Below are 26,153 nucleotides of genomic sequence, written 5' to 3'. Positions count from 1 at the left end.
GGAAGTCACTCCTTATTTTGCCTTCAATTTAGGATAGAGGTTCGTCAGGGAACCAATAAGAATCAGCCCTACGCCAACAAGCATATTGGGCATCACAGTTTCCCCTAGGAACATGGCAGCAAAGAAAGTCGCAAGAATCGGTTTGATGAAAAAGGCCAAAGAAGCCGTCAAGGGATTCGTCAGCTCGATGGCCATAAAATACGAAGCGTAGCCTGCCCCAGTGACAGCAAAGGCAATGTAGCAAAGGGCAGGAAGGTGTGACGGAGTAAGCGTTTCAAGAAGCGGGACGTCAGCAAAGACGGAAAGACCGGCAGAAGTCAATAGATGGCCTATAGGCGCAGTACGTCCCAAAAGGACAAGGACAAGCAGTTCTGCCGCGCCAAAGATAAAGGAATAGCTCGTTACCGTCACTCCGCCCAGTCGCTGGCAGGCCGGCCGCCCCATTACGCTGTAGAGGCCAAAGGTGACAGCGGCGAGCATGATGAGGATGACGCTGAGATAAGTCCCACGAAAATGAAAGGGATTGACGATGGAAAGGGTACCCACGGCACAGAGGACAAGGGATGATATGACATAGCGGTCAATGGTCTCGTGGAGAAGAAAATGGGCCCACACGGCCACAAAAATAGGGTTGCAGCTAAAAAGGACCCCACTGACAGCGGCTTTTCCATAAACCACGGCCAGCTGATAAAAGATCATACTCACAAAAACACCAATAAAGCCGGCTTTGGCAAAGAAAAGGTAATCCTTTTTGGTAAGCACGGCACCGTGCGTTTTTAGGGCTGCCCGGGCAAGGGGCAGGAGCATGAAGCCGCCAATGAAAAAGCGCAGCACGGTGATTTGGATGGGATGGAAAAGGCTGCCAAAAAATTTCAGGGCCGTCTCCATAGTTCCAAACAAAAAAGCCGTGGTAAGGATGAAGAGATATCCTTTGTTCACGATGGCCTCCCCTTTCTATATGTCTTCGCCGATGATCATGACTTCCGGTTCGAGGCGGACGCCGCTTTTGGCAAAGACCTTGTCCTCTATGGATCTCATGAGCAGCAAGGTATCGCTGGCCGTTGCCTTCCCGCAATTGATGACAAAGCCAGCGTGCTTTGGGGAAACCATGGCATCCCCCACACGCATACCCTTGAGTCCTGCCTCGTCGATAAGGGCCGCTGCATAGTGTCCAAAGGGCCTTTTGAAGGTGCTACCGGCACTGGGGTAGTCAAGAGGCTGTTTGGTACGGCGCCGCCGGGAAAAGTCCGCCATCTTCGCTTCAATGATCTGCTGCTCTTCTGGCTTTAGGACAAAGGAAACGGACAGGACGACTAGATCCTGATCCTGCAGCGCACTATGACGGTAGGAGAAATTAAGGTCCTTTTGGGTAAGCCTTACGATTTCCCCGGTTCCATTGAGAGCCGTCACGCTTTTGACGACATGCCCCATATCACCATCATAGGCGCCGGCATTCATGATGACGGCACCGCCGAGACTGCCGGGGATGCCAACAGCAAATTCAAGGCCAGAAAGGCCTGATTCCGCGGCAAAGCGGGCGGCTTGGGCAAGGGATACGCCGGCACCGGCTTCCATCGTGACGCCGCAGGCAGACAGTCCCTTCAAGTGATTGCCGAGCTTGATGACAAGACCCCGAATCCCGCCATCCCGGACAAGGAGATTGGAGCCGTTTCCCAAGATAAAGGTCGGAACAGCGTATTTTTTTGCTTCCTTGAGGAGCCCTTGGAGCTCGTCCACGCTTTCCGGCGCCACCAACAAATCGGCAGGGCCGCCAATGTGAAAGGAAGTATACTGGGCCATGGGGACCTTTTCCCCATAGCGATTTGGGAAGTGTTCCCGTACATAGGCTAGGAGCGCTTCGATGTTCATCATTCCACGGCTTCCTTAATGGTATCCCCCAAAGTCTTGGACAGATCCCCGATCATCATCTGAAACCGGATATAGTTTTGGATATACTCATTGGCTACAGGGTTCAGCTGAAGGACTTCATAAAGTTTCTGCATCTTTTTCACCGCTTCTTCGTCCGGTTTCTTGCCCTGGTACTGGAGCAGTTCAAGCTGGGACTTTTGCTGCAGGAAATCCTTGACCATGGCTTCTGCGTCTTTATCGGCGGATAGTTTCTTTTTGGCTTCCTGGATCTTGGTGAATTCGTGGGTTTCTTTGATGCCTTCACAAAGTTTATTCATTTCATCGTATACGTTCATGGATGATTCCTCCCTACTATATGCTTATCTTGTTATTTTATCATAGTTTTCAGCCGCTTCCAATAACAGGAAAGGCACGCAAAAAATCGGCCCGGACTTCATATCCTGACCGATCTTGCTGATTCTTATCTTTTTTGAAGAAGCCTTGCGTATTCCTTTTTGAGGACGGCGAAGGTCTCATCACTGATATCATGCTCCATCTTACAGGCGTCCTCGGTCGCGTGTTTTTCAGAAACACCGAGTGCCATCAGGACATGGGAGATGACTTGATGCCGTTCATAAATCTTTTCGGCAATATCCCGACCTTCTTCCGTCAGATTGATGAAGCCTTGATCGTCCATGGAGACCAGCCCATCTTCGCGGTACTTTTTCATGGCAACGCTGATGGTGGGTTTGGAAAACCCCATTTCATTGGCAATATCGATGGAGCGCACAAGACCGAGGCGATTTTTGAGGACCAGGATGGTCTCCAGGTACATTTCACCTGATTCGTGTAATTCCATAAGCTTTCACCTTTTTTCGGCCGCATTTACGGCATTTAATAATCATATGTACTTTATTTTACTACAAATCCTCAAGGGATGCAAACAAGTAGAGATTCCTGCTATAAAGATAGGGTAACAGCATCGAAAAAAGAAGCTGCGAGGTTGTCGCAGCTTCTATCAGTCAAGGCATCATTCAACTGTAACGGATTTTGCCAAATTTCTCGGTTTATCCACATCGCATCCACGGGCAAGAGCTGCATAGTAAGCAAGGAGCTGCAGGGGGATAACGGCGAGGATCGGCGCCAGTTCCTGATCTGCTCTTGGGATGGTAATCACGCTGTTGGCGTGCTTTGCCAGCTCCGTATCACCATCCATGCCAATGCCGATGACGATGGCACCGCGGCTCTTGACTTCCTGCAGGTTGCTGATGGTCTTTTCGTAGACATGCGCCTGGGTAGCAAGAACAATAACAGGTACCCCCTCTTCAATCAGGGCAAGGGTCCCGTGCTTTAGTTCACCTGCCGCATAGGCTTCTGCATGGATATAGGAAATCTCCTTGAGTTTCAGGGCGCCTTCAAGGGCGACGGCATAATCAAGGGAGCGGCCCAAGAAGAACGCGTCTTCACAGTTGCCATAGTTAGTGGCAAAAACCTTGATGGGATCTACGTGATCCAAAATCACATGCATCTGTTCCGGAATGGTCCGTACCCCATCGATGAGTTCTTTGATGCGTTCCGGCGTCAAAGTTCTCGTAAGCTGGGAAATATACAGGGAAAGGAGCAGCATGACAATAAGCTGCGTCGTATAGGCTTTCGTTGAAGCCACGGCGATTTCCGGACCGGCATAGGTATAGACGACCTGATCTGCTTCGCGGGCAATAGAAGAACCTACTACGTTCGTAACGGCCATGGTCTTGGCCCCGCGCCGTTTGGCTTCTTTGAGGGCTTCCAGAGTATCGCTGGTTTCACCGGACTGACTGACGACAATGAGCAGGCAGTCTTCCCCGATGATAGGGTCACGATAGCGGAACTCGCTGGCAATGTCGACTTCCACAGGAATGCGAGCCATCTTTTCGATGTAGTACTTACCGACCAGACCGGCGTGATAAGCCGTTCCGCAGGCGACGATGAAGATTTTCTTAAACTTCTTGAATTCTTCCGGCGTCCAGGAAAGTTCCGGCAGGACAATCTTTGTTCCATCTTCGCTGATGCGGCCCCGCAGGGTATCCTGGACAGATTTGGGCTGTTCATAGATTTCCTTCAGCATGAAGTGCTCAAACCCGCCCTTTTCTGCAGCTTCGGCGTCCCAAGTAACACGGAAGACCTTTTTATCAATAGTGTGACCTTCAAGATCCTTGACAACCACGCTGTCAGCTTTGACGATAGCCATTTCCCCATCGGAAAGGATATACGTATCCCGCGTCTTGCTGATGATGGCCGGAATATCGGAGGCAATATAGTTTTCCCCTTTACCAAGGCCAATAACAAGGGGATTGTTCTTTTTGGCACAGATAATCTCGTCCGGTTCCTTGGCGCACAGGAAGACCAAGGAGTAGGAACCTTGGATGATATGAAGGACCTTGCGCACGGTCTCTTCAAAGTTGCCATTATACTGGTCCGCCATAAGATGGGCGACCACTTCTGTGTCAGTTTCGGATTTGAATTGATGGCCCTTCTTCAAAAGATCCAGTTTGAGGGGCATGTAATTTTCGATGATGCCATTATGGACAACCGCAAATTCACCGCTGTCATCCGTATGGGGATGGGCATTGACGTCGGACGGTTTTCCGTGAGTGGCCCAGCGCGTATGGCCAATGCCGACCACTCCTTCCGGTTCATGGCCGATGAGTTTTTGACGCAGGGCATCAAGACGGCCCACACATTTTTCCACATCGATCTTACCGTCATGATAAACGGCGATACCGCTGGAATCATACCCGCGATATTCCAATTTACTCAGTCCATCAATCAAAAACGGGGCAGCCTGATGGCGCCCAATATATCCAACAATTCCGCACATAGCTTGTGCCTCCTCATGAAGTGATTTGCCGTCTGCCCCAGACTCTCTGTTCTTCCCGTTACCGGAAAGGTTTGTCATCTGTTTACGGTTGCAGCACACCGAGAGGTATCCGCTGACGGTTCGATAAGCCTCTTCCTCGTCTGCCTATCAGGATAGGCACTTGCGCTCTAGGCCTTGCAATCCCTTTAAAGGGCCCTCCCTGCCCTTTTGGTGTCCCGGCTCGGCACGCAGGAACACTTGTTGCTTTAGCTCCCTAATCATACTATGTTTGGGGTGGGACGTCAAGCGTCCCTTTTCCTATAACTCAGCCCGAAAATCGAACTGAATTGATGCAGAACGCGAAGCCGGAGCCAAACCGCCTCCCCATCACTCGTAGGCACCGAATTGATTTTTCGACCGAAGAACCATCAAAAAGGGTTCCTCATTTTACGTAAACCAAGAGGCAGTGAAGATGAATTCTCATCTTCACTGCCTCTTGCTGTTTCAAGTCCCGTTCTATTTCAGATTATAGAATACGGCTTTGCCGTTATACTGGGCTGCCGCGCCAAGGTCTTCCTCAATGCGCAGGAGCTGGTTATATTTAGCGACACGGTCCGTACGGCACGGAGCCCCGGACTTGATCTGACCGGCGTTGGTGCCAACAACGACATCAGCAATGGTCGTATCTTCCGTTTCCCCGCTGCGGTGGGAAACAATGGCCGTATAGCCAGCGCGTTTTGCCATTTCAATGGCGGAAAGGGTTTCTGTCAAGGTCCCAATCTGGTTCAGTTTGATCAGAATGGCGTTAGCTACCCCCATTTCAATCCCTTTGGCAAGGCGTTCCACATTCGTGACAAAAAGGTCATCGCCCACGATCTGGACTTTCTTGCCCAGGCGATCCGTAAGAAGCTTCCAGCCATCCCAATCATCTTCACCAAGGCCATCTTCGATGGAGATGATGGGGTATTTTTCGCAAAGGGCTTCATACCAGTCAACCATCTCAGCGCTGGTCTTTGCCACACCTTCTCCTTTGAGGACGTATCTGCCATCTTCAAGAAGACCGGAAGCAGCCGTATCGATGGCAAGGACAACCTCCTTGCCCGGTTTGTAGCCGGCTTTTTTGATGGCGTCGACAATGACGGCAAGGGCTTCTTCGTTGCTGTCAAGGTTCGGGGCAAAACCGCCTTCATCACCCACAGCGGTTGCAAGGCCTTTTTCCTTGAGGACCGCTTTCAGGGCATGGTAGATTTCAGCGTTCATGCGCAGGGCTTCGGCAAAGTTCACGGCCCCAATCGGCATGACCATGAATTCCTGGATATCAACGTTGTTATCGGCATGGGCACCGCCATTAAGGATATTCATCATAGGAACAGGCAGTTCCTTGGCGTTGACACCGCCCAGGTATTGGTACAGGGGCAGGCCGGCGTCTTCGGCGGCTGCTTTGGCGCAGGCAAGGCTGACGCCCAGGATGGCATTGGCACCAAGTTTGCCTTTATTTTCGGTTCCATCAAGGCTCAGGAGCGCTTGGTCAATCTCGATTTGACGAGACGGTTCAAGGCCAATGAGGGCATCGCAGATGACGTCGTTGACGTTATCCACAGCCTTCAAGACGCCTTTACCGAGGTAACGGTTCTTATCCCCGTCACGCAGTTCCACGGCTTCATGAACACCTGTGGAAGCACCGCTCGGAACAGCAGCGCGGCCGATGATGCCGTTATCAAGGAGGACTTCCACTTCAACGGTGGGGTTGCCGCGGGAATCCAGGATTTCTCTTGCACAGATATTTTCAATAAGTCCCATTGTTATGCACCTCTTCTTTTTGCTGGGATCAGTCAGGATTTTTTACAAGCAGGCTGTGTCCTGTCATGGCTTCCGGTTTTTCAAGGCCCATGAGGGAAAGGAGGGTCGGCGCGATGTCCGACAGTCCGCCATCCATGACGGCCGTTCCCGCCTCGGCTCCAATGACCAGGAAAGGAACAGGGTTTGTCGTATGGGCCGTCATGGGCATGTGGCTTACAGGGTCCTCCATTTCTTCCAAGTTGCCATGGTCTGCCGTAATGCAGACGGCACCGCCTTTTTGAAGGATCTTGTCCACGAGGCCGCCGACACATTCATCTACGGCTTCCATTGCTGCTACGGCGGCTTTCATGACCCCCGTATGCCCCACCATGTCAGGGTTTGCAAAATTCAGTATGATGAGATCATAAAGGTCCTGATCCAATGCTTCCTGAAGTTTTTCCGTGACAATATAGGCACTCATCTCAGGCTGTAGGTCATAGGTCGCGACATGCGGCGACGGAACAAGGATGCGGTCTTCCCCAGGGAAAACTTCTTCCCGCCCACCATTGAAGAAAAACGTAACGTGGGCGTATTTTTCCGTTTCTGCAATATGTAGCTGGCGAAGGCCCTTTTTGGAAACCGTTTCTGCCAGCGTATCGGCAATATGTTCCGGTGGAAAAGCCACGGGAATGGGCAGCGTGGCATCGTATTCCGTCATGGACGCCACCGTCACAGGAAGCTCCCCGTCGCGGCGCGTCACTTCCGTAAAGGAAGGATCGGCAAAGGCACGGGTGATTTCCCGAGCCCTGTCGGGACGGAAGTTAAAGCACACAAGGCTATCGCCAGAAGCAATGGATCCTTCTTTTCCCAAGATGGAAAAAGGTTCGACAAATTCGTCGGTTACGCCCCGCTCATAAGCGGCTTGGAGCCCTTCCAAGGCGGACGGCGCCGTAAGGCTCTCCGCCCCGGTCATGGCATCATAGGCTTTTTGGATCCGTTCCCAGCGTTTATCGCGGTCCATGGCATAATAGCGTCCGCTCACGGTAGCAATCTTTCCAATGCCAATCTCCTTGATAGCATCCTGAAGGGCTTTCAGGTACGTACCGGCACTTTGGGGCGGCGTATCTCGCCCGTCCAGGAAGGCATGGATATACACTTCGGAAAGGCCTTCTTTTTTCGCTAAGCGCAGCAGGCCCAGCAGATGATCCATATGGCTGTGGACGCCGCCATCACTCAAAAGTCCCATGACATGGAACTTATGGCCTGTTTCCTTGGCTTTGTTCATGGCTTCAAGAAGCACGGTATTTTGCTCAAAGGATCCATCTTTGATGGCCCGAGTGATGCGCGTCAGGTTTTGATAGATAACGCGTCCGGAACCAATGGTCAGATGACCCACTTCAGAGTTTCCCATCTGCCCAGTCGGCAGGCCAACAGCTTCACCGCTTGGCTGGAGCTTACCATGGGGATAGCGATGGAAATAGAAATCCAGATGGGGTGTTTGGGCTTTGGTCGCCGCGTTCGTAGATGAAGGCGGTGCAATCCCCCACCCATCAAGGATCATAAGTACAACAGGTTTCTTCATGATGCGCCTCAAAACGTATTGCAGATGGCGGCAAAGGATTCAGCCGAGAGGCTGGCCCCGCCAACAAGAACGCCATCAATGCCAGGCTGATGGAAGGCATGCGCATTTTCGGCCGTTACGGAACCGCCATAAAGGACACGGACACGGCGGCTTGTTTCATGATTGAACCGTTCTTCAACGGCGCGGCGAATGATGGCACTGACAGCAAGAGCATCTTCTACGGATGCCGTCTTGCCCGTGCCAATGGCCCAGAGCGGTTCATAAGCAACGACGAGTCGGCGTGCCTCGTCGTCAGTCAAGACGGCAAGAACCGGTAGGAGCTGGCTTAAGATTGTACTTTCCGTACGGCCTTCCGTCCGTTCCTCTTCGTTCTCGCCAACGCAGAGAACAGGATCGAGACCATTTCGATAGCAGGCCTGGACCTTCTTGACCACAATCGCATCTGTATCCCCAAAGTAAGTTCTCCGTTCGGAATGGCCTACGATGGAATATTCGGAACCAATTTCGGCAATCATCGGGCCGGAAACTGCGCCAGTGAAAGCGCCTTGATCCATGTAGAACAGGTCCTGGGAACCATATCCCAGATGGGATCCTTCCACCGTTGCCGCTACAGATTCAAGAGCCGTAAAGGGCGGGAAAAGAACGATTTCACAATTTGCCTGTTCCGTGGTATGCATCAAGGTATGGGCCAATTCCATGGCCTCTTCCACGGTCTTATTACATTTCCAGTTTCCGGCCACCATAGGGTCCCGGAGATCATCCAAGGCAGCAACGCCAGGAAGCACCTTCCCTTCAAGATATTCAAGGGAAGCACCGCCGCCTGTCGACACATGCTTCATCCGGCTGTCAAGACCCATGTGCTTGACAGCAGCCGCACTGTCACCGCCGCCGACGATAGTGATGCCTTCGTTATCGGCCATAGCTTCGGCTACACGGCGCGTACCGGCAGCGAAAGGCGCCATTTCAAAGACACCCATCGGTCCGTTCCAGACGATGGTCTTGCAGTTCTTCAAGGTATCGGCATACAGCTGTGCTGTCTTGGGTCCAATATCAAGGGCCATCCATTCCGGATTGAGCTGATCCAAGGTCTGGGAAGCATGTTCACTGTCGGCCGAGAAAGAAGCCGCCATTTCAAGGTCAATCGGAAGCAGCATCTTCTTATTTTTTTCCTTGGCAAGGGCGATGAGCTCTTTGGCCACGTCAATGCTTTCTTTTTCGACAAGGGATTTTCCCAAGTCGTACCCTTGGGCAGCCAGGAAGGTATTGGCCATCCCGCCGCCAATAAGGATGATATCCGCTTTTTCAATAAGGCTGCGGATGACACCGATCTTATCTGCCACCTTAGCACCGCCGACGATGGCGGCAAAAGGACGGACCGGATGATCGACGGCATTGCCGAGGTACTTGATTTCTTTTTCCAGAAGGAAACCCGATACAGCCGGCAAATAGTGGGCAACCCCTTCTACGGAAGCGTGGGCCCGGTGGGACACACCAAAGCCGTTGTTGACATAAATGTCGGCTAAGGAAGCCAGGGATGCGGCAAAAGCCATATCGTTCTTTTCTTCTTCCGGATGGAACCGCAGGTTTTCCAGCATGAGGATTTCGCCGGGCTGCAGTTCACGGGCAGCTTCGGTTGCTTCGGGACCAATGCAGTCCGGAGCAAACTTCACTTCTTTTTTCATGACCTGGGACAGGTATTCCGCGCAGGGTTTGAGGCTCATGGACGGAACAACCTTCCCTTTTGGACGGCCCAGGTGCGCCATCAAGATGATGGCGGCCCCTTGGTCTAGGAGGTAGTTCAGCGTCGGCAGGGTAGCATCGATGCGAATGGTATCGGTGATTTCCCCCTTGTCATTCATAGGGACGTTATAGTCCACGCGGACGAGGACCTTTTTCCCTTTGACATTGATATCTCTTACGGTTTTCTTTTCCATGAAGGCATGCTCCTTTGATCTTAGAGGCCTTTTTCAGCAACAAAGAGGGCCAGTTCAACAAGGCGGTTGGAATAACCCCATTCGTTATCATACCAAGCAACGACTTTAGCCATCTTCGGGCCAACCATCATGGTGGAAAGGCCATCAACAATGGAGCTCAGCGGGCAGCCTTTATAGTCGCTGGAAACAAGGGGCAGTTCGCTGTAACCGAGGATGCCTTTCATGGTCGTTTCGGAAGCAACGCGCATAGCTTCGTTGATTTCTTCCTTCGTTGTTTCTTTCTTGAGGGTAACCACAAGATCGGTCAAAGAAACATCCGGAGTCGGGACGCGGACACTCATGCCGTTCAGTTTACCGGCAAGTTCCGGAAGGACAAGACCCGTAGCCTTGGCTGCACCAGTCGTGGTCGGAATGATGGAGCAGGCACCGGCACGAGCGCGTCTCAGGTCTTTATGGGCAGCATCAAGGATCTTCTGGTCATTCGTGTAGGAATGAACCGTCGTCATGAGGCCCGTTTCAATCCCGAAGTTGTCCAGAAGGACTTTAGTGAAAGGAGCCAGGCAGTTTGTCGTGCAGGAAGCATTGGAAATGATATTGTGTTTCTTTGGATCGTACATATCATCATTGACACCAAGCACGATGGTCAGGTCTTCGCCTTTAGCCGGAGCCGCGATAAGGACCTTTTTGGCCCCGTTATCCAGATGCGGCTGGACCTGTTCACGGTTCTTGAACTTCCCCGTCGTTTCAAGGACAACATCAACACCCAGTTCACCCCAAGGAATTTCCTTCGGTTCGGTGAAGCGGGTAAACTTGATGCGGCGATCGCCAACAATCATGACATCGCCGTCAACGCGGACATCCTCATCAAACGTCCCATGAAGGGTATCGTATTTGAGCAGATGAGCATAGGTGTCGATGCCGGAACGGGCGTTTACTGCAACAACTTCGACTTCCGGATTCTTCACAGCAATGCGGAGTGCACAGCGACCGATACGACCAAAACCATTGATACCAACTTTTACCATTTTACTACCTCCCAAAGATACCATTAGAAAATCATTTTGATTTTGCAAGCAACGTTAAGATTTCGCGGGCAGCGGCCTCGTCCGTAACCAGGATCTGGTCATGACCGCTGCGCAGGACGGACAAGATGGCGCGGCCTTTGGAAGCACCGCCGGCAATCCCCATGACCGTAGGGATTGTCGCAAGGTCATTGGCCATAAGGCCTAGGGAATCTGTACTGTAGACAACCTTCCCGTCAAGGTCGAAGTATTGTCCCAGGGCTTCCCCTTCAGCACCGGCTTCCTTGAGCTTTTGGATCAGCGTCTCCGAAACACCGCGCTTTTTGGCCATGACAAAGGCCTCACCCATACCATGAATCAGGATATCAGCACTTTTGATGGTGTTGATGACATGCTTGACACCGGCGTCCTCTTCAAGAATGCGGTCCAAGACGGATTCACTCACACTATCGGGCACGTAGAGCTGAAGGTACTTGGTCTTCAGTCTGCGTGCAAGAACCGTAGCAATCGTATTGGCCTGGAGCTCGATGCGATCCCCCAGCCCACCACGGGCCGGGACAATGGTCGCTTCCGGTTCCTTGCCATAGATGTTTTCTGCCATGGCCGCCACGGTCGTGCCGCCTGTCACTGCCACCGTATGAGGTTTCTTATCCGCGAGGAGACGAAGCAGGATTCCGGCGGCTACGCGGCCAATCTCCTGGACAACAACGGGATTATCATCCGCATTGCCAGGGATCACGTAAACCTTTCGGAGCTTCAGTTTCTGGACGAGGATTGCTTCCAAGGAAGATAGATTCTGGAGACGATTGACATAGTCCCGCAGTTCCTGCAAAAGATGGTTGCCTTCTTCGGTGAGCGTCATGCCCGTCAGGCCAAACTCCAAGAGCCCAGCTTCTTTTAGGAAATCGACATGGCTTCGCAGTACCCGCTCGCTCAGCGAGAGTTTGCGTGCGAGGCTCCTCCGTCCAATGGGCTGATCATGACTGATCTGACGCAGGATGCTATAGCGTTCCGTGAGCAGCTGGACCATTTCTGGAACAAGTTTGTTTTGTAGGTTGATTACCTTACCCAAATCAATGCTTTCCATTTTGTCCCACGTGGTACGTTTTGCGTCCCACCCTCCTCGTAAAAAAATAGCAACGATGGCTACTCGTATTATACCATATTGTGAAGAAGATGGGGAACATTTTTGTTTTTGTGCGGTAGAAAAATGGACGGAGGAATAGGAAACAAACGGTTTTGGACGTTTCTAGGTTGAAAGGGATTTGACCGTGGCGCATGGCGCCAAACCGTCTGCCTATCGGCCATGGACGCCGAATTGATTTTTCGATTACACGGTCCTGCAAGCAGCTAGGAAACAAGCTGCTTCCTGCGCAGCGGTTTTGGCCCATCGAAAAATGTTCCTTGCTCTAGCTCGTAATGAGACGTCGGGCCCCTTTTATTTTTACTCGGAGCAAAAATCGCTCCGCTTCGATGGAGCTACGCGTCATCATTGGCCTTTAAAAGATTGATTTGATGCCAATGATGGCATGCTCCGCCGCAAGAAGGTGCGTACCACAATCTCATTTTTAAGATGTCCGAAAAAATGCTTTCGGCGGGCGAGCCACTTCTTGGAATTTTTTCGGTTTTTAGAGGAAACATGATTCGCCTGAGGCCCATATCGTCCCCATCTGCGTTGTCTAAAAGACGTAATAACGGGAAATTCCGCCGTCGTCGGTAGAAGCGGAGGCTCCTGGCAACTGAACCCATCTGAGCTAAATTCGCAAAAAACAAATAGAAGAAAGACCGGAAGGGATAAGACAACAGAGCATGACCTAAACCGAAGGTAAGCGCAGGTTCGAGTGAGGACTCTTAGTGTCTATTTGGCTTTTGCGGGTGGTTAATCTTTTGATTAGAAAGAACACGATACCTCCCGGAACAACCTGTGTTCGCTTTTTTCCTCTGAGCTCGACTCTACGAGTCGAGCTCAGAGGGCATAAAACCACAAGGCAAAGGGATGGTAAGGCAAGCTGAAAAAGGATGGCAAAAACCTTGTTTAAGAGTGCTATCGATTACGGCTGGCTTGTCCACGACCAATAAATAGGCCCTGGCTTCGCAGCTCTTTCTAGACAGCATGCTGCTTTTCTTTATGACCAACGATGATGGTACCGGACAGGTCACCTAAGCAATTGATCATGGTCATGCCCATGTCATTAAAAGCATGGACGCCAGCAACAAGGCCTACGATTTCAAGTGGAAAGCCCAGGCTCTCCAATAAAATCGCCAGGATGACGAGCATGCCGCTCGGTACTGCACCGCTCCCCGTTGTTAGGATCAGGCCAATTACAAGGACTTTGAGCATCAGACCAACGTCGACCGATACACCAATAGCCTGAGCAGTCATAATGAAAACCGTGGTCAGACACACGCAGGTCCCGTCTTTATTGATTTGGGCACCCAGCGGAATAGTAAAGGAGTAGACCTTTTTCGGGGCGCCCAAGCTTTCGGCGCATTCCATGTTGATTGGAATGGAACTGGTGCTCGAACAGGTGCTGAAAGCCGTAACCATGATACGTGAGGCCTTGCGGAAAAATTCACCTGGCCGAATGCCCGTAAAAACAAAGACCATGAGGGCATAGAGGCAGCACATGATGAAGATTCCCAAATAGACGCTGCCAATGTATTTGGCAAGTGTTCCAAAGATAGCACTGCCGTATTTACCCACAGATTGGGCAACAAGGGCAAAAATTCCGTAAGGCGCAAGGATCATGATGATATGGACAAGCTGGTTCATCAGATCCGACAGGTCTTGAAAGAGCGTTGTCAGGCGTTTTCTTGGAGCGTCAGGCATCATAAGAAGGGACACGCCCGTAACTGCACTGACAATAACAACCTGGTCAAATCGGCCTTCCATCATGGCTTTAAAAATGTTGCTTGGCACGAGGGCAAGGAGCGTTGAACCAATGGTGGGGATTTCCCCAACGACGCCTTTGTAGGTGCCCGTCAAAGGTAGATTTATTCCCGGTTTGATGAGGGTCGCAATGCCAAAACCAACGATCATGGCGGCGGCACTTGTAAGGATATAGTAGAGGATGATCCGTATGCCAATCCGGCCAAAGGATTCCGGGTTATCTAGGTTTGAGATTCCCGCAATGAGGTTTACGATGACAAGCGGCATGGCAATACATTTGAGACAGGTCAGGAAAAACTTGCCAAGGGGAGCAAAAAGTTCTGTCCCCGCCCCCATGAGCCAGCCAGCAAAAATCCCTGCAAGCATCCCCGCAATCATCTTATAGATGAGCGGAATGGACTGGTATTTTTTCCACATCATCAATCATCCTTCCCTTTATGAATTTTACAAAATGTTCATATTAAGTTTTTTCATTATATCACGAAATAGGGAGGAAAGGACTATGCAAGGATTTCATGAATGAAAAAGTGCCTTTGAGGAAAATCTATGGATTGGAAGGGATGGCAATAAAGGTATGCTGCATCGTAACATATTGCGGTACACAATTTCATCGTCGTTGGTGGAAGCGGAAGTTCCTGGCAACTGAACCCATCTGCGCCAAATTCGCAAAAAGCAAATAGAAGAAAGACCGGAAGAGATAAGACAACAAAGCAAGCCCTAAACCGAACGTAAGCGCAGGTTCGGTTTAGAGCTATCATCTTATATTCGGTTTCTGTAAAAGGGCAGTCTTCTGGAATATTCGTATTTCCTTTTGTGCTCGATAAAACGCATCATTCTGATAGACCATGAGCCCCTTGTGCACTCCAATCTTTTCTAGAGCAAAGGGCTCACATTCTCAATCAAACAGGTTGTTATCATAACAGCCCTATATGCCGCTTTATTTTTCCACGTCCATTTTGTCTTTGAGAAAAGTACCTGTTTCAAGTTCCTGAAAAGCAGTGAGCAGGCCTTCACGAGTATCCATGACAATGGGGCCGCCCCAATGGATGGGGTCATCAAGTTCCAGGGAACTCATGAACATGAATTCCACAGGATCCTTCCCAGCCGTGATGGTGACTGTATCGCCTTCCGTAAAGCGAACGGCAGTCTTTTCAGGAATAACATTTCCGGCTACAATGACTTCACCTTGAAGGGTAAAGCCCATTGCTGCCCGCTCCCTGTCAACTTTCCAAGTCAAAGATGCCCCTGGGTCCAGATGGATATCGTAGTAGTCAAGAGGCAGATGATGTGATTGATAGCCCTGGGTTCCCTCGTAGTTTCCCATGAGGACGCGGACTTTGCCATGAATAAGAGGGACTTCCGGGATTTCATTCTTTTTGATGGCCTTGTAACTCGGCTTTGTCATTTTATCCTTGGCCGGAAGGTTCAGCCAAAGCTGAAGGCCGCACATCCGCGGTGACGCGGGGATGGTTTCTTCGTGAAGGATGCCCGATCCAGCGGACATGTACTGCACTTCCCCATCCTGAACGATATCTTCAAAGCCCATGCTGTCCTTGTGCCGCATGTTCCCATGAGCCACGAAGGTGATGGTCTCGATGCCGCGGTGGGGATGCATGGGAAAGCCAGCCACATAATCCTCGGGGTTTGTTGAGTCAAACGAGTCCAGCATGAGGAAAGGATTGAATGCCTTTACCGTCGTATTGCCGAGCACCCGCACGAGATGAACGCCGCCCCCATCAATGGCGTGGAATCCTTTAACCTGTGTTTCTATTTTTCTTTCCATTATTCATTCCTCCTTAATCCAGTTCCAGCAGGGAAAGGAGCCGAAGCACGGCTTTTCTTTCCTCATGGTTCCATTTTCCAAAAATCGCGTCGAGCATCGCTTCATTTTCTGGATAGACTTTGGCAATGAGAGCGCGGCCCTTATCGGTCAGCGTCATAATGGTCCGGCGCCTATCCTTGGGGTCTGTTGTCCCTACTATAAGCCCCTGCTGCTTGAGATGCCGTGTCACCACGGGAATGGTCCCATCTGTTGACAGAACGCTTTCTTTCAGTTCTCCCACGGATAGGTCCCCTTTATGGTAAAGAGCCTCGAGCACGGCAAACTGAGGTAAGGTTAGCCCGTATTTACGGGCAATGGCCGCCGTCCGCCTATCCAATTCATTGACAATTCGATGCATGGCAATCAGTTCCACTTGTTTTTTCATAGGGCTCCCCCGCTTTTACCTCTAGTTAGTTATATTATACTCTAGTTAGATGATTTGTCAACTTTTCCCCTGGATTCGCGTCCGGGCAGAAAAAAACAGCCCCTTTCTTCATGAAAAGAGCTGGAACAGATGCTCATCTAAAATAGGTCACAATGCCATAAACGACAAGGAACCCGACGATACAGGGCAGGATATATTTAAAGTACCATTGGAATTTTCTAGCTACAGAAAGTCCCTGCCCTTCGTTTGCTTCTTCGATAAAGCGGTCGAACCCCCACCCCAACTTCCAAGTACAGAAAAGGGTAATGATAAAGGAACCTACAGGAAGACAAATATTGCTGACAAAGAAGTCTTCCATGTCCATGACCGTATTGCCAGGCCGCAGGGGCTGGAAAGAAGCCCATAGGTTAAAGCCCAGGGCGCAGGGAATGGAACCGATGGCAATGATAATTCCATTTACAAGCCCCGCCGCCTTCCGGCTCGCACCTTTAAGGTCAATGGCAAAGGCCTGAAGATTTTCGAAAACGCCAATCATGGTCGAAAGGGCGGCAAAGGACAGGAAGATGAAAAAGAGCGATCCCCAGACCACACCGCCGGCCATGGAACTAAAAACTCGCGGCAAAGTAAGGAAAATCAGCTTGGGACCTGCGTCTGGTGCAATGCCGTAGGCAAAACAGGCAGGGAAAATAATGAGGCCTGCTGTAATGGCAACAAAGGTATCAAGGGCCGTCACGGTGACGGCTTCTCCCATAAGGCGCTTATCTTTATCAATGTAGCTGCCAAAAATTTCCATTCCGCCCATGCCGATGCTGAGGGTAAAGAAGCTCTGGTTGAGGGCTGCATAGACCGCGTTCCAGATGCCGTCCTTTTCCATATTAGCAAGATTGGGTTTGAGATAGAAGGAAATGCCTTCCATGGCACCGGGAAGGAGCAGGCTCCGGATACCCAGAATGACCATAAGAGCCAGAAGGGCCATCATCATGAACTTGGTTATGCTTTCAACGCCTTTTTTGAGTCCCATACTGCAGATGACGGCCGTGAGGACAACCACGACGAGCATGACCGATACGAGAATCCGCGGGGACCCCATCATCCCGCCGTAGATGGCCTCAACCTGAGCCGTATCAAGTCCCAGGAAGGTGCCTTTCATCATGAGATAAGCGTAGTAAAAGATCCACGCCGAAACCACGGAATAATACATGAGCAGGACATAGTTGCCTGCCATGGATAGATATCCCATGAGGTGCCAGTGACTGCCTTTCGGTTCAAGCAGGCGGTACGCCGGCAGGATACTGCGCTTTGTGGCCCGCCCCATGGCGTATTCCATGGTCATGATGGGAATTCCCAAGATGGCAAGGAAAAGCACATAGACGAGAACGAAGAAGCCGCCTCCATACTGTCCTGTAATGTAAGGGAAACGCCACACATTGCCAACGCCAATGGCGCATCCTGCACTCAGTAAAATAAAGCCAAGCCGTGATCCAAGAGTTTCTCTTTCCTTCATAACTGCTGCCCTCCTACAATACTGCTGAATCAGTCTCTTAGTGCAATTTTTTCCACAATCATGCTTTCAAGTATAACGGATTGTACGGGAGAAAGCAAAACTTTTCCGTTTTTTGGGAGTCCGTTCCGCCCCATTTGAACCGTTTTCGTAAAAGACGTGAGAAAACTGTAAAATCACGGTAAATCGCTTGCTATTTATTTTGCTGTGAATGATAATAAAAACAAAATCACAAAGGAGGGTCAATATGAGAGATCTTGAAATCATTCGTTCCAAACATGGCTTTATCAGCGATATGGATGGTGTCATTTACCAAGGTTCCCAGCTTCTTCCTGGTGTCAAGGAATTTGTGGACTGGCTCAGGAAGGAAAAAAAGCAGTTTCTCTTCCTCACCAACTCCAGCGAACGCACACCTCTTGAACTCCACAAAAAGCTCCTTGCCATGGGGATTGACATCGATGAATCCCACTTTTACACAAGCGCCCTGGCAACAGCTCAATTCCTAAAGACACAGGCACCCGGTTCCAGCGCTTATATCATCGGTGCCCACGGACTCATGAACGCGCTCTACGATGCAGGGATCCCCTTTAATGATGTGAACCCTGATTATGTCGTTGTGGGTGAAACGACAGGGTATAATTATGAAATGATCATTAAGGCAACGCAGCTCATCAATCAAGGAGCCAAGCTCATTGCCACAAACTCCGATCTTACGGGGCCCAGCGACCGAGGCATCATCCCCGCCTGCCGCGCCCTCGTTGCCCCGATTGAACTAGCAACCGGGGTAGCTGCCTACTTCATCGGCAAGCCAAATCCTCTTATGATGCGGACAGGTCTAAAAAAATTGGGGGTCCATTCCGGAGATGCCGTCATGATTGGTGACCGCATGGATACGGACATCATCGCCGGTGTAGAAACAGGGATGGAAACGGCACTCGTCCTTTCAGGCGTGACAACGCGGAGCACAATGAAGCACTACTCCTACCAGCCCCATTATGTCCTTAATGGAATTGGGGACATCGTCCCCAAAAAATGAAAAAGAAACCTGCAGAAAAGGAGGACTCCTCTTGCTGCAGGTTTTCTATTTGCGGGGAAATTATTTGGCAGCAGCCAGCGCTTTTTCCACAGCTTCGCAGATGACTTCATACGTATCGCCGGGATGCGCCTCGTAACTCTTATCGTGATCCACAAAAAGGGTCGGTACATAGTAATACGCACCGGCATAAGGTTTTACTTTGTCGGCTTCACTTGTTTCATCGACAAGTTCCACCTGGACATCTCGATAGGCTGCCTCTTTCTGAAGGGCTGCCAGTGCCTTTTTGGCATTAGCGCAGTAGGGACAGCCCGGCATGACGATCATTGTTACTTTTTTCATGGAAATTCCTCCTTTTACCAAGCGGCGACAGTGCCGTCCGCCCGGGGTTCTGTGGCTCCAGCAAGGGACCCGTTTTTTTGACGCATGATCATTTGACCTCGGCCAAAGCTGGTAAAATCCTCTTTGACCGTCACTTCATGGCCGCGGCGTCTCAGGTCTTCAATCACAGCAGGGCCAAAGCCCGGCTCAATTTCAATCTTTTTGTCGCCCATCCACTGCCAGCGCGGTGCATCAAGGGCTTCCTGCTCATTAAGGCCAAAATCGATATAGTTCATCATGACCTGGAGATGACCCTGGGGCTGCATATAGCCGCCCATGACGCCGAAAGGGCCAAGGGGTTCTCCCTGTTTCATGAGGAAACCAGGGATAATGGTGTGGTAAGGCTTTTTACCCGGTACGAGGACATTGGCCGCCTTCTCATCAAGACGGAAGGAACTTGCACGATCGTTAAAGGAAATGCCATACCCAGGAATGACGATTCCGCTGCCAAAGCCACGGAAGTTGCTCTGAATAAAGGACACCATATTACCTTCCCCATCGGCCGCGCAGAGATAGACTGTACCGCCGCAGTCCGGATCGATGGCGCGCGGCATTTCGGCGTCTTCCGTAAGACCTTGGACACGACGATCAGCATAAGCATCGCTTAAAAGATCGTTCACGTCCACTTTCATGTAACGGGGATCGGTAATATATTCCATACCGTCCACAAAAGCACGCTTCATGGCTTCAATGGCATAATGAACGCTCCGCGGCTCCGCCCGGTTCTTGATGGGAAGACGGCTTGCAAGGGCAAGGGCCATGAGGGCCACAATGCCATGCCCATTGGGCGGGATTTCGCAGATTTCAAAGCCGTGATAAGAACGGGATACAGGCGTCACCCATTCCGCTTCATAGGTAGCCAGGTCTTCTGCGCGAAGATAGCCGCCCGTCTTTTTGGAAAAGTCATCGATAGCCCGAGCAATCTCACCGCGGTAATAGCTTTCGCAGTGGCTTTCAGCAAGAAGGCGCAGGGTCTTTGCGTGATCTTGAAGGCGGACCAAATCGCCAGGGCCAGGGGCCCCGTTCTTGAAGAAAGTTTCAAACAGCGGGGCAAACACTTCGTCCTTCTTTAAAGGCGCAAAGGTTTGGACGCTCCGGTTCCAGAGGAGACTTGTCACAGGCTGGACAGGATACCCTTCTTCGGCGTAGGACAGCGCCGGCTCGAAAAGACGCTTGAAGGGCAGCCTGCCAAAACGACGATGTAGGACGGACCATGCTGAAACAGCACCTGGAACGGTCACGGAAGCCCAGCCCCGCTCCGGCATAGCAGCAACGCCTTTTTCGCGCATGGCCTCAAGCGTCAGTGCCTGGGGCGCCCATCCGCTGCCATTAAGGCCAAAAAGCTGATGATCTTTTGCGCTCCAATAAAGAGCAAAAGCGTCACTTCCCAGGCCGTTACTCGTTGGTTCAAGAACGGTCATGGCAATCGCCGTGGCGATAATGGCATCGGCCGCGTTCCCGCCCTGTTTCAGCATGGCAAGACCCGCCTGCGCCGCAAGGGTTTGGCTGGTAGCCACCATGCCGCGTCTGCCGTAGGTCACGCTGCGGCGCGAAGGATAAGGATGCCTTATTTGCGAAAAGTCCATGAAAGGACCTCCTTTACGTATCATGAAGCAAGTCCATGGAATCTGACAGCACATTCTTGCTCTTCATTATATCATGAAGGACACTGGAAAACACAGCATCTTCATCAAGATTCATTTTTTTCGATTTCCTTGTTCACGCATAGCTAAAAAGGTCGAAGAAACGCCTTTTTTCAACGAGTTCAATTGTCAAATTTATTACATCTTTTACTTTTATCTCTTGAGCTCTCCCTTTTGTCATTGTGTCTCCCTAGGCGCTTTGCTATAATAAAAAGCAAGGAAGCACCCATAGAATTTTCTTAAGCTTTCCGTGGAGCAAACTTGAACGAGGGGGGTCCTTATGTATTTACGGAGATTATCTCAACCTGCAAAGGAAGTTTTTATTGATATTGCCAAATATTTGTGCAATGCCGATGGAATTGTCGATAAGCGGGAAGAAAAACTGCTCGCAGCCTATGGCGAGGAACTGCAGATGACCATTTCCCTTGACGCGCCTCAGAAATCCCTGGAAGCCCTAGCGACGGACCTCAATGCCGCAACGGACCGCATTCAAAAACGTATTGTTGTCTTCGAACTGATGGGGCTTGCCCTTGTGGATGGAACCTATGCCGATGAAGAAAAGGCCTTCTTCAAGCTTCTTGGCGAAAAACTCGACCTGCGCCCCACCTTCACGGAGCGGTGTGAAGCCTCCATTCGGGAGTATATGGCCGTGCAGAAAGAGATTGATGAAGTCATTTTTGGGTAAGGAAATAACTATCCACCCGCATAGCGGGTGGTTTTTCATTTTCGGGCATAGCCATCATATTACTGGCGACGTACAAGTACGTTAAAAAATTGGCCTATCAGCCATGCACGGGGTTACTTGCTATCCGTAAACGGGTCTCGTGAATCGAATATACTCAGTTGATTCCCTTCCCGGTCGCGTTTTAGCGGATTGGCTATATCATGTTTTATTGCAGTAGTGTTTTTACCTATTGTATCGACAGCGTATCCCTTGCACCAAAATTCGCGATTTCGGTAGGCAAATTTCATATTTCCAAACTGCTGGAAAATCAACAAAAGACGAAACGCTAATTTTTGGTGGGATACTTACCAACAGATGTACATGATCAGGGCAAATTTCACCTTCAAGAATTTCTACGCCCTTCCATTCACAAAGCTGTCGCTAGATGTCTCTTATTGCTAACCGTTTTTTCTCATAGAAAACTTTTCTACGATACTTTGGTGCAAACACAATATGATACTTACAATTCCACTTTGTGTGTACTAAACTATGAACGACATGACTCTGCCCACTTGGCATGGCAGTGCACCTCCTAATGTTTTACTTTGCTTGACTGACAGGTCGACTGCATGGTACTTCATTAGGAGGTCTTTTATAGCTATAGGCTTTCCGGAACCACGCCACTATGGCGCGGTTTTCAAAAGATACAAGAAAACACTTCCCGCAAGAGCGGGGGTGTTTTTTTAAGATAAAAAGCTCGTTCAAAGACGACTCACCGAAACGCCCTGATAGGACGCTTGCTTTCCCCTTTATAAAAAACTGCAGATTGGGAATTGATCGGTGAAAAACAGTAAGGCATAAGACCCGTAAGGTATGATTCCAAAAGTAACCCCTGCCCCGAACGCAGTCACTGGTTCGGGACAGGGCTCTTCGTTTTTATTTGGGTTCTGAAAAAAAGATCTTTTTATAGAAAGATAACAATAGCACCCGGAACAATCCGCTTTCGCGATTTCCCTTTGAGATCGACTCGTAGTGTCGATTCGCCTTTACCTAGGCAAAACACGGAGGCAAAAGATTATAACCCAAAAGATCGTGAGAAATAACCCCAAACGAATATAAACAAGGATCCCGTTTAGGGTTCTTAACGTTTATGTGAGTTCTGAAAAAAGGATTGTCTTTTGAAAATATAGAAACCACGATAGTGCTTGGAACGACCCGTGTTCGTATTTTCCCTTTGTACTCGATGCGCAACATCGATCCGCTTTTGCAAAGGAGGGGACCGAAACCGGTAAATTTCTACAAGCATTTATCATGATCATTTCCCGATTTTGGTGGTGGATGAGAAGCAAAGCGCCGTTTCCCTGCAAACGGTAGTGAGGAACCTTCGCCCGGAGTTTCGAAGGACGCTTTTGATGCGTCATCGTAAGTCCGAGAAAAATGTTTGAGAGCAAATCATTTCGGGCCCCTTCCCCCGCAAGGGGGCGGTTTAGGTCCGCGCCTCATCCCGTATTATTACTCGGAGCAAAAATCGATCCGATTCGAAGCAAGTACTTCCTACTATGCTTGATTCTTTATTTTATGGATGCAATGGAGGCACAGTATTCTGGAATTTGAGCCCGATTTTTGCGCTCCCCCATCAATCTATTTCAAACTCAGCATCACCACCGTCCCTACAATACACACAACGCCCAAATAGTCCGGCAGGGCAAGGAAGGTTCCTAAAAAGGCGACAGAAAACAAGACGGAACAAAGAGGTTCACTGCAGCTGATGAGAGATGCCTTGACGGGGCCAATGACCTTGAGGCCGTTAAAGTACATGAGAAATGGCACAACCGTCCCAAAGACAATGATATAGCCCATGGCTCCTATGCTAAAAAACGTCCAGCTTTCCACCCCGGAATGAAAGGGATTGCATAAAGGAAGAAGGATGAATCCTGAAAGGAGCTGCCCCCACCCCATCAGGTAAGGACTGCTGTATTCTTTAAGGATATGCGCTGGCGCCACCGTGTAAAGGGTCATGGCAATGGCAGACAAAATGGACCAAAAAAGAGCAGCCGGCGAAATGACAAGGCTAGTCGGGTTGCCATGGGTGGAAACAAGAAAGACACCCATAAGAGCCGTAAAGATTCCCACGGCTTCCTTTTTTTCCACAGGTCGATGCTGCATCAGCACTTGCTGGAGCACGACAAAGACAGGCGCTGTGTAAATGAGGACCGTTGCTGTAGGAGCGTTTGAGAGCTTGATGGCATAATAAAAACCATACTGGGACCCCAGAAGGCCCAAGGTAAAAAAGAGCATTTCCCAAAGGGTTTGCCGCTGAGCGCGAAAAATAGCAAATAGCGGTTCCTTTCCCCTTTGGACTATTACCATCATGTACATGAGACCGGCAAGGATCTGCCGCACAGCAATCAGCCAAGTCGAATCAATCTGCGTGTGTTCAAACAGATACTGGCCGCACACGCCAGAGATGCCCCACATGCCTGTCGATAAAAGGACAATGAGGGTTCCCATGGTTTGGGTCATTTTTTTCTCCTATTTTTCATGATGGTGCCCCGTCAACCAGTTCCGCCGGCCTTGCCTTTTCTGCTGAAAGGCTGCGGCAAAAGTCCTTGACTTCATCCATGCGGAGCACGCCGTAGGCAAATCCTTTCTTTACAAGTTCCTCGGGCAAATATTCATCATATTTATCAAATAAAGGGACCTCGTTTGGGTACACCAGATCCATCGGATTATTGAGCTTTTCCCCCTCTTCCCGCAGGACGGCATAAAAGGTAGGCGCATCCGCTTCCATGGTAAACTGCATGAAAAAGGGCCGGAAGGGGTCCAAATTCTTTAGGCCAAGCTTATCTCCGCATTTAAGGCGCAGGAAACGCTCCATGGCAAGAAATCCATAGGTCCCAAGCCAGGGAATGAAGCACCACATCTTGCCGCCCAAAAAAATCAGATTCTCATCAGCAGCACCGCTTTGGGTTGCCGTGCAGCGCGCCTGCGTAAGGCGGCTGACAGCATTTTTCATGAGATAGGGATAAAGGGTATCTTCCCGCAGGACCTGGCGCATCCGTTTCAGGACCTTTGTATGAAGGTCACCTGGGCATTCACCAAAGTAAGCCGGTACTTTGCCCTTTACCATTTCACAGTAGATCAGATGCCGTTTGCGGTCCACTTCAAGGACGCGCCATACATGGCCGGCTAGGGCAATCTTTTCACCCGGCGGCGGGGGTGCAACAACCGTACCCAGTTCCTGGGATTCGCTGCGGACAGTATATTCCTCGCTTTCCTGAAAGACGCCATAGAACTTAAAGGAATTGATGACCCGCTCCCCCGCAAGACCGACAATGAGGCCGCCTTTTTCCGTCAACTGGATGTGGTCCGTTTGGATAAGATGATGCAGGAGGACGCGGTAGTCATCAGGGGTGATGCGGTGAAAATAATTGAGTGTCAGTACGCGGGAGGCAAGCTCAGCAGGGCTCATCTCCCCGCAGGAAGCAAGGACACTCATGGTCTGGTGATAAAGAAGGCTGAAAGGCAGCCGGTCAAGCCGCGGCGGTTCCACCCAGCGCTCTTCCAGGTAAAGCTGGATTAAGGCACAGGCTTGAAGGAGCTTCCAAGGGATGGTCGCTGGCAGCAGGGCCCGGATTTCCGGTTCGTCTTCCCTGATGACATACCACATTTCCTGCGGCAGGGCGCGCCGTCCTGTGCGTCCCATACGCTGCAGGAAGCTCGAGACCGTCCAGGGCGCGTCGATTTGGAAGGCTCGTTCCAGACGACCAATGTCGATTCCTAGTTCAAGGGTCGACGTCGTAACCGTCGTTAAGGGTTTGCTTTCATCCTTCATAAGCATTTCCGCCGTTTCCCGGTAACTTGCGCTGAGATTTCCGTGGTGGATCAGGAAGCGGTCCGCCTCATGGTTCAATTCGCAGTATTGGCGCAGGCTTGTCGTCACTCCTTCACACTCTTCGCGGGAATTGACAAAAACAAGGCACTTCTTTCCCCGCGTATGTTCAAAGATGTAACCAAGACCGGGATCCGCCTCACGAGGAGCCGTATCGGTCTTTTCATCGAGAACGGGCAGGGCTTTGATATCGGTCCGCCCTTCCCCGGCCTGGGTATCCTTGACATAAAAATGCTCAAGGGAAAGACGCCAGCGGCTTCCTTTTGACTGTATACGGGGAATGATGGTGCGCCGCCCCGTGCCGAGGGACAAAAAAGCCCCTGTTCGTTCAGGGTCCCCCATCGTAGCTGACAGCCCAATGCGGCGGGGATTGACGCCAGCAAGGCGGCTGACTCGCTCGATAAGGCACAAGGTCTGTCCGCCCCTGTCACCGCGCAGCAGGGAATGGACCTCATCAATGACAACAAAGCGCAAATCCCCAAAGAGCCTAGGAACGGCCATATGCTTATGAAGCAGAATGGCTTCCAGGGATTCCGGGGTCAACTGCAGGATGCCCGACGGATGGCGCATGAGCTTTGCTTTGTGAGACTGGGAAACATCACCATGCCAGTGCCAGATAGGGATATTCCCATCGGAACAAAGGTCTGTCAGGCGCTGGAATTGATCATTGATGAGGGCTTTTAACGGTCCGATGTAGATACAGCCCACAGACTTGGGCGGATTGGCATCAAAAAGGCTCAGGATGGGAAAAAAGGCGGCTTCCGTCTTGCCTGACGCCGTCGATGCCGTGAGGAGCAGGTTATCATCGGTATGGAAGATGGCGTCCCCTGCGGCCACTTGGATGGGGCGCAGTTCGTCCCAGCCATTTCGATAGATGAAATCCTGCACAAAAGGAGCATATTCATCAAAAATAGACAAAATCAGGATCCTTTCCTGTC

Annotated in this window: 20 protein-coding genes and 1 pseudogene; 2 read left to right on the top strand and 19 right to left on the bottom strand. The window is 50.6% G+C overall.

Annotation, left to right across the window (positions count from 1 at the left end; genetic code table 11):
- Positions 1–12 precede the first annotated feature (12 nt).
- The 14 genes from DW817_RS05300 to DW817_RS05235 all read right to left on the bottom strand — a co-directional run bounded on the left by DW817_RS05300 (position 13) and on the right by DW817_RS05235 (position 17,605).
- Positions 13–939, bottom strand: coding sequence for a DMT family transporter (locus tag DW817_RS05300; protein ID WP_120111361.1), 927 nt, complete (start codon positions 937–939; stop codon positions 13–15).
- A 15-nt stretch (positions 940–954) separates the two neighbouring features.
- Positions 955–1,872: a UDP-N-acetylmuramate dehydrogenase gene (gene murB, locus DW817_RS05295; RefSeq protein ID WP_120111358.1), complete on the bottom strand. Its 918-nt coding sequence runs from the start codon at positions 1,870–1,872 to the stop codon at positions 955–957.
- Positions 1,869–2,204, bottom strand: coding sequence for a YlbF family regulator (locus DW817_RS05290; RefSeq protein ID WP_009015809.1), 336 nt, complete (start codon positions 2,202–2,204; stop codon positions 1,869–1,871). Before DW817_RS05290 ends, murB begins: the two co-directional genes overlap by 4 nt.
- Positions 2,205–2,329: 125 nt before the next feature.
- Positions 2,330–2,707: a metal-dependent transcriptional regulator gene (locus DW817_RS05285; RefSeq protein ID WP_009015810.1), complete on the bottom strand. Its 378-nt coding sequence runs from the start codon at positions 2,705–2,707 to the stop codon at positions 2,330–2,332.
- A gap of 171 nt (positions 2,708–2,878) precedes the next feature.
- Positions 2,879–4,708, bottom strand: coding sequence for a glutamine--fructose-6-phosphate transaminase (isomerizing) (glmS, locus tag DW817_RS05280; RefSeq protein WP_120111354.1), 1,830 nt, complete (start codon positions 4,706–4,708; stop codon positions 2,879–2,881).
- A gap of 495 nt (positions 4,709–5,203) precedes the next feature.
- The gene (gene eno / locus DW817_RS05275) at positions 5,204–6,487 is read right to left on the bottom strand and encodes a phosphopyruvate hydratase (protein ID WP_120111351.1); all 1,284 of its coding nucleotides are present in this window, start codon (positions 6,485–6,487) and stop codon (positions 5,204–5,206) included.
- A gap of 28 nt (positions 6,488–6,515) precedes the next feature.
- Positions 6,516–8,048, bottom strand: a complete 1,533-nt coding sequence (gpmI, locus tag DW817_RS05270) for a 2,3-bisphosphoglycerate-independent phosphoglycerate mutase (RefSeq protein WP_120111348.1) — start codon at positions 8,046–8,048, stop codon at positions 6,516–6,518.
- An 8-nt stretch (positions 8,049–8,056) separates the two neighbouring features.
- Entirely contained in the window at positions 8,057–9,982 is a 1,926-nt protein-coding gene (gene tpiA, locus DW817_RS05265; protein WP_009015814.1) for a triose-phosphate isomerase, read from the bottom strand.
- 20 nt (positions 9,983–10,002) lie between these two features.
- Complete coding sequence (gene gap, locus DW817_RS05260; protein ID WP_009015815.1) at positions 10,003–11,007, bottom strand: type I glyceraldehyde-3-phosphate dehydrogenase; 1,005 nt, start codon at positions 11,005–11,007, stop codon at positions 10,003–10,005.
- 31 nt (positions 11,008–11,038) lie between these two features.
- Complete coding sequence (locus DW817_RS05255) at positions 11,039–12,091, bottom strand: sugar-binding transcriptional regulator (RefSeq protein WP_009015816.1); 1,053 nt, start codon at positions 12,089–12,091, stop codon at positions 11,039–11,041.
- A 1,017-nt stretch (positions 12,092–13,108) separates the two neighbouring features.
- On the bottom strand, positions 13,109–14,314 hold the full coding sequence (locus DW817_RS05250) for a dicarboxylate/amino acid:cation symporter (protein WP_120111345.1): 1,206 nt from the start codon (positions 14,312–14,314) through the stop codon (positions 13,109–13,111).
- Positions 14,315–14,831: 517 nt separating this feature from the next.
- A complete protein-coding gene (locus tag DW817_RS05245; protein ID WP_009015818.1) occupies positions 14,832–15,677 on the bottom strand; it encodes a pirin family protein in 846 nt (281 codons plus the stop codon).
- A gap of 13 nt (positions 15,678–15,690) precedes the next feature.
- Positions 15,691–16,101 (bottom strand): MarR family winged helix-turn-helix transcriptional regulator, encoded by a 411-nt coding sequence (locus DW817_RS05240; RefSeq protein WP_120111342.1) that lies wholly within the window; start codon positions 16,099–16,101, stop codon positions 15,691–15,693.
- 133 nt (positions 16,102–16,234) lie between these two features.
- Entirely contained in the window at positions 16,235–17,605 is a 1,371-nt protein-coding gene (locus DW817_RS05235; protein WP_016459482.1) for a sodium-dependent transporter, read from the bottom strand.
- A gap of 244 nt (positions 17,606–17,849) precedes the next feature.
- Between DW817_RS05235 and DW817_RS05230 the strand changes: the two genes are divergently transcribed.
- A complete protein-coding gene (locus DW817_RS05230; RefSeq protein WP_014128671.1) occupies positions 17,850–18,638 on the top strand; it encodes an HAD-IIA family hydrolase in 789 nt (262 codons plus the stop codon).
- A gap of 60 nt (positions 18,639–18,698) precedes the next feature.
- On the opposite strand, the gene DW817_RS05225 is transcribed toward DW817_RS05230, so the two are convergent.
- Both DW817_RS05225 and DW817_RS05220 read right to left on the bottom strand, forming a co-directional pair.
- Positions 18,699–18,977, bottom strand: coding sequence for a glutaredoxin domain-containing protein (locus DW817_RS05225; protein WP_021736490.1), 279 nt, complete (start codon positions 18,975–18,977; stop codon positions 18,699–18,701).
- Positions 18,978–18,991: 14 nt separating this feature from the next.
- The gene (locus DW817_RS05220) at positions 18,992–20,602 is read right to left on the bottom strand and encodes a gamma-glutamyltransferase family protein (protein ID WP_120111338.1); all 1,611 of its coding nucleotides are present in this window, start codon (positions 20,600–20,602) and stop codon (positions 18,992–18,994) included.
- A 337-nt stretch (positions 20,603–20,939) separates the two neighbouring features.
- Here DW817_RS05220 and DW817_RS05215 point away from each other — a divergent pair, with 337 nt between their 5' ends.
- The gene (locus DW817_RS05215; protein ID WP_120111335.1) at positions 20,940–21,344 is read left to right on the top strand and encodes a hypothetical protein; all 405 of its coding nucleotides are present in this window, start codon (positions 20,940–20,942) and stop codon (positions 21,342–21,344) included.
- Between the two features lie 113 nt (positions 21,345–21,457).
- Here the strand turns inward: DW817_RS05215 and tnpA are convergent.
- The 3 genes and pseudogenes from tnpA to DW817_RS05200 form a co-directional block, all read right to left on the bottom strand.
- Positions 21,458–21,902 (bottom strand): annotated as a pseudogene (tnpA, locus tag DW817_RS05210) (IS200/IS605 family transposase).
- 1,062 nt (positions 21,903–22,964) lie between these two features.
- Positions 22,965–23,846 (bottom strand): DMT family transporter, encoded by an 882-nt coding sequence (locus DW817_RS05205; protein ID WP_021736509.1) that lies wholly within the window; start codon positions 23,844–23,846, stop codon positions 22,965–22,967.
- A gap of 16 nt (positions 23,847–23,862) precedes the next feature.
- Entirely contained in the window at positions 23,863–26,133 is a 2,271-nt protein-coding gene (locus tag DW817_RS05200; protein WP_009015827.1) for a DEAD/DEAH box helicase, read from the bottom strand.
- Between the last annotated feature and the right edge of the window lie 20 nt (positions 26,134–26,153).

The sequence above is a fragment of the Acidaminococcus sp. AM33-14BH genome, from assembly GCF_003603525.1.
Taxonomy (GTDB): domain Bacteria; phylum Bacillota; class Negativicutes; order Acidaminococcales; family Acidaminococcaceae; genus Acidaminococcus; species Acidaminococcus intestini.
This window is presented reverse-complemented; position numbering and strand designations above follow the sequence as displayed.

What these genes read in the sequence shown, in the direction of transcription:
- murB (WP_120111358.1), bottom strand. Translation starts at nt 1,872, where the DNA reads ATGATGAACATCGAAGCGCTCCTAGCCTATGTACGGGAACACTTCCCA.
- DW817_RS05290 (WP_009015809.1), bottom strand. Translation starts at nt 2,204, where the DNA reads ATGAACGTATACGATGAAATGAATAAACTTTGTGAAGGCATCAAAGAA.
- DW817_RS05285 (WP_009015810.1), bottom strand. Translation starts at nt 2,707, where the DNA reads ATGGAATTACACGAATCAGGTGAAATGTACCTGGAGACCATCCTGGTC.
- glmS (WP_120111354.1), bottom strand. Translation starts at nt 4,708, where the DNA reads ATGTGCGGAATTGTTGGATATATTGGGCGCCATCAGGCTGCCCCGTTT.
- eno (WP_120111351.1), bottom strand. Translation starts at nt 6,487, where the DNA reads ATGGGACTTATTGAAAATATCTGTGCAAGAGAAATCCTGGATTCCCGC.
- gpmI (WP_120111348.1), bottom strand. Translation starts at nt 8,048, where the DNA reads ATGAAGAAACCTGTTGTACTTATGATCCTTGATGGGTGGGGGATTGCA.
- tpiA (WP_009015814.1), bottom strand. Translation starts at nt 9,982, where the DNA reads ATGGAAAAGAAAACCGTAAGAGATATCAATGTCAAAGGGAAAAAGGTC.
- gap (WP_009015815.1), bottom strand. Translation starts at nt 11,007, where the DNA reads ATGGTAAAAGTTGGTATCAATGGTTTTGGTCGTATCGGTCGCTGTGCA.
- DW817_RS05255 (WP_009015816.1), bottom strand. Translation starts at nt 12,091, where the DNA reads ATGGAAAGCATTGATTTGGGTAAGGTAATCAACCTACAAAACAAACTT.
- DW817_RS05250 (WP_120111345.1), bottom strand. Translation starts at nt 14,314, where the DNA reads ATGATGTGGAAAAAATACCAGTCCATTCCGCTCATCTATAAGATGATT.
- DW817_RS05245 (WP_009015818.1), bottom strand. Translation starts at nt 15,677, where the DNA reads ATGGAAAGAAAAATAGAAACACAGGTTAAAGGATTCCACGCCATTGAT.
- DW817_RS05240 (WP_120111342.1), bottom strand. Translation starts at nt 16,101, where the DNA reads ATGAAAAAACAAGTGGAACTGATTGCCATGCATCGAATTGTCAATGAA.
- DW817_RS05235 (WP_016459482.1), bottom strand. Translation starts at nt 17,605, where the DNA reads ATGAAGGAAAGAGAAACTCTTGGATCACGGCTTGGCTTTATTTTACTG.
- DW817_RS05230 (WP_014128671.1), top strand. Translation starts at nt 17,850, where the DNA reads ATGAGAGATCTTGAAATCATTCGTTCCAAACATGGCTTTATCAGCGAT.
- DW817_RS05225 (WP_021736490.1), bottom strand. Translation starts at nt 18,977, where the DNA reads ATGAAAAAAGTAACAATGATCGTCATGCCGGGCTGTCCCTACTGCGCT.
- DW817_RS05220 (WP_120111338.1), bottom strand. Translation starts at nt 20,602, where the DNA reads ATGGACTTTTCGCAAATAAGGCATCCTTATCCTTCGCGCCGCAGCGTG.
- DW817_RS05215 (WP_120111335.1), top strand. Translation starts at nt 20,940, where the DNA reads ATGTATTTACGGAGATTATCTCAACCTGCAAAGGAAGTTTTTATTGAT.
- DW817_RS05205 (WP_021736509.1), bottom strand. Translation starts at nt 23,846, where the DNA reads ATGACCCAAACCATGGGAACCCTCATTGTCCTTTTATCGACAGGCATG.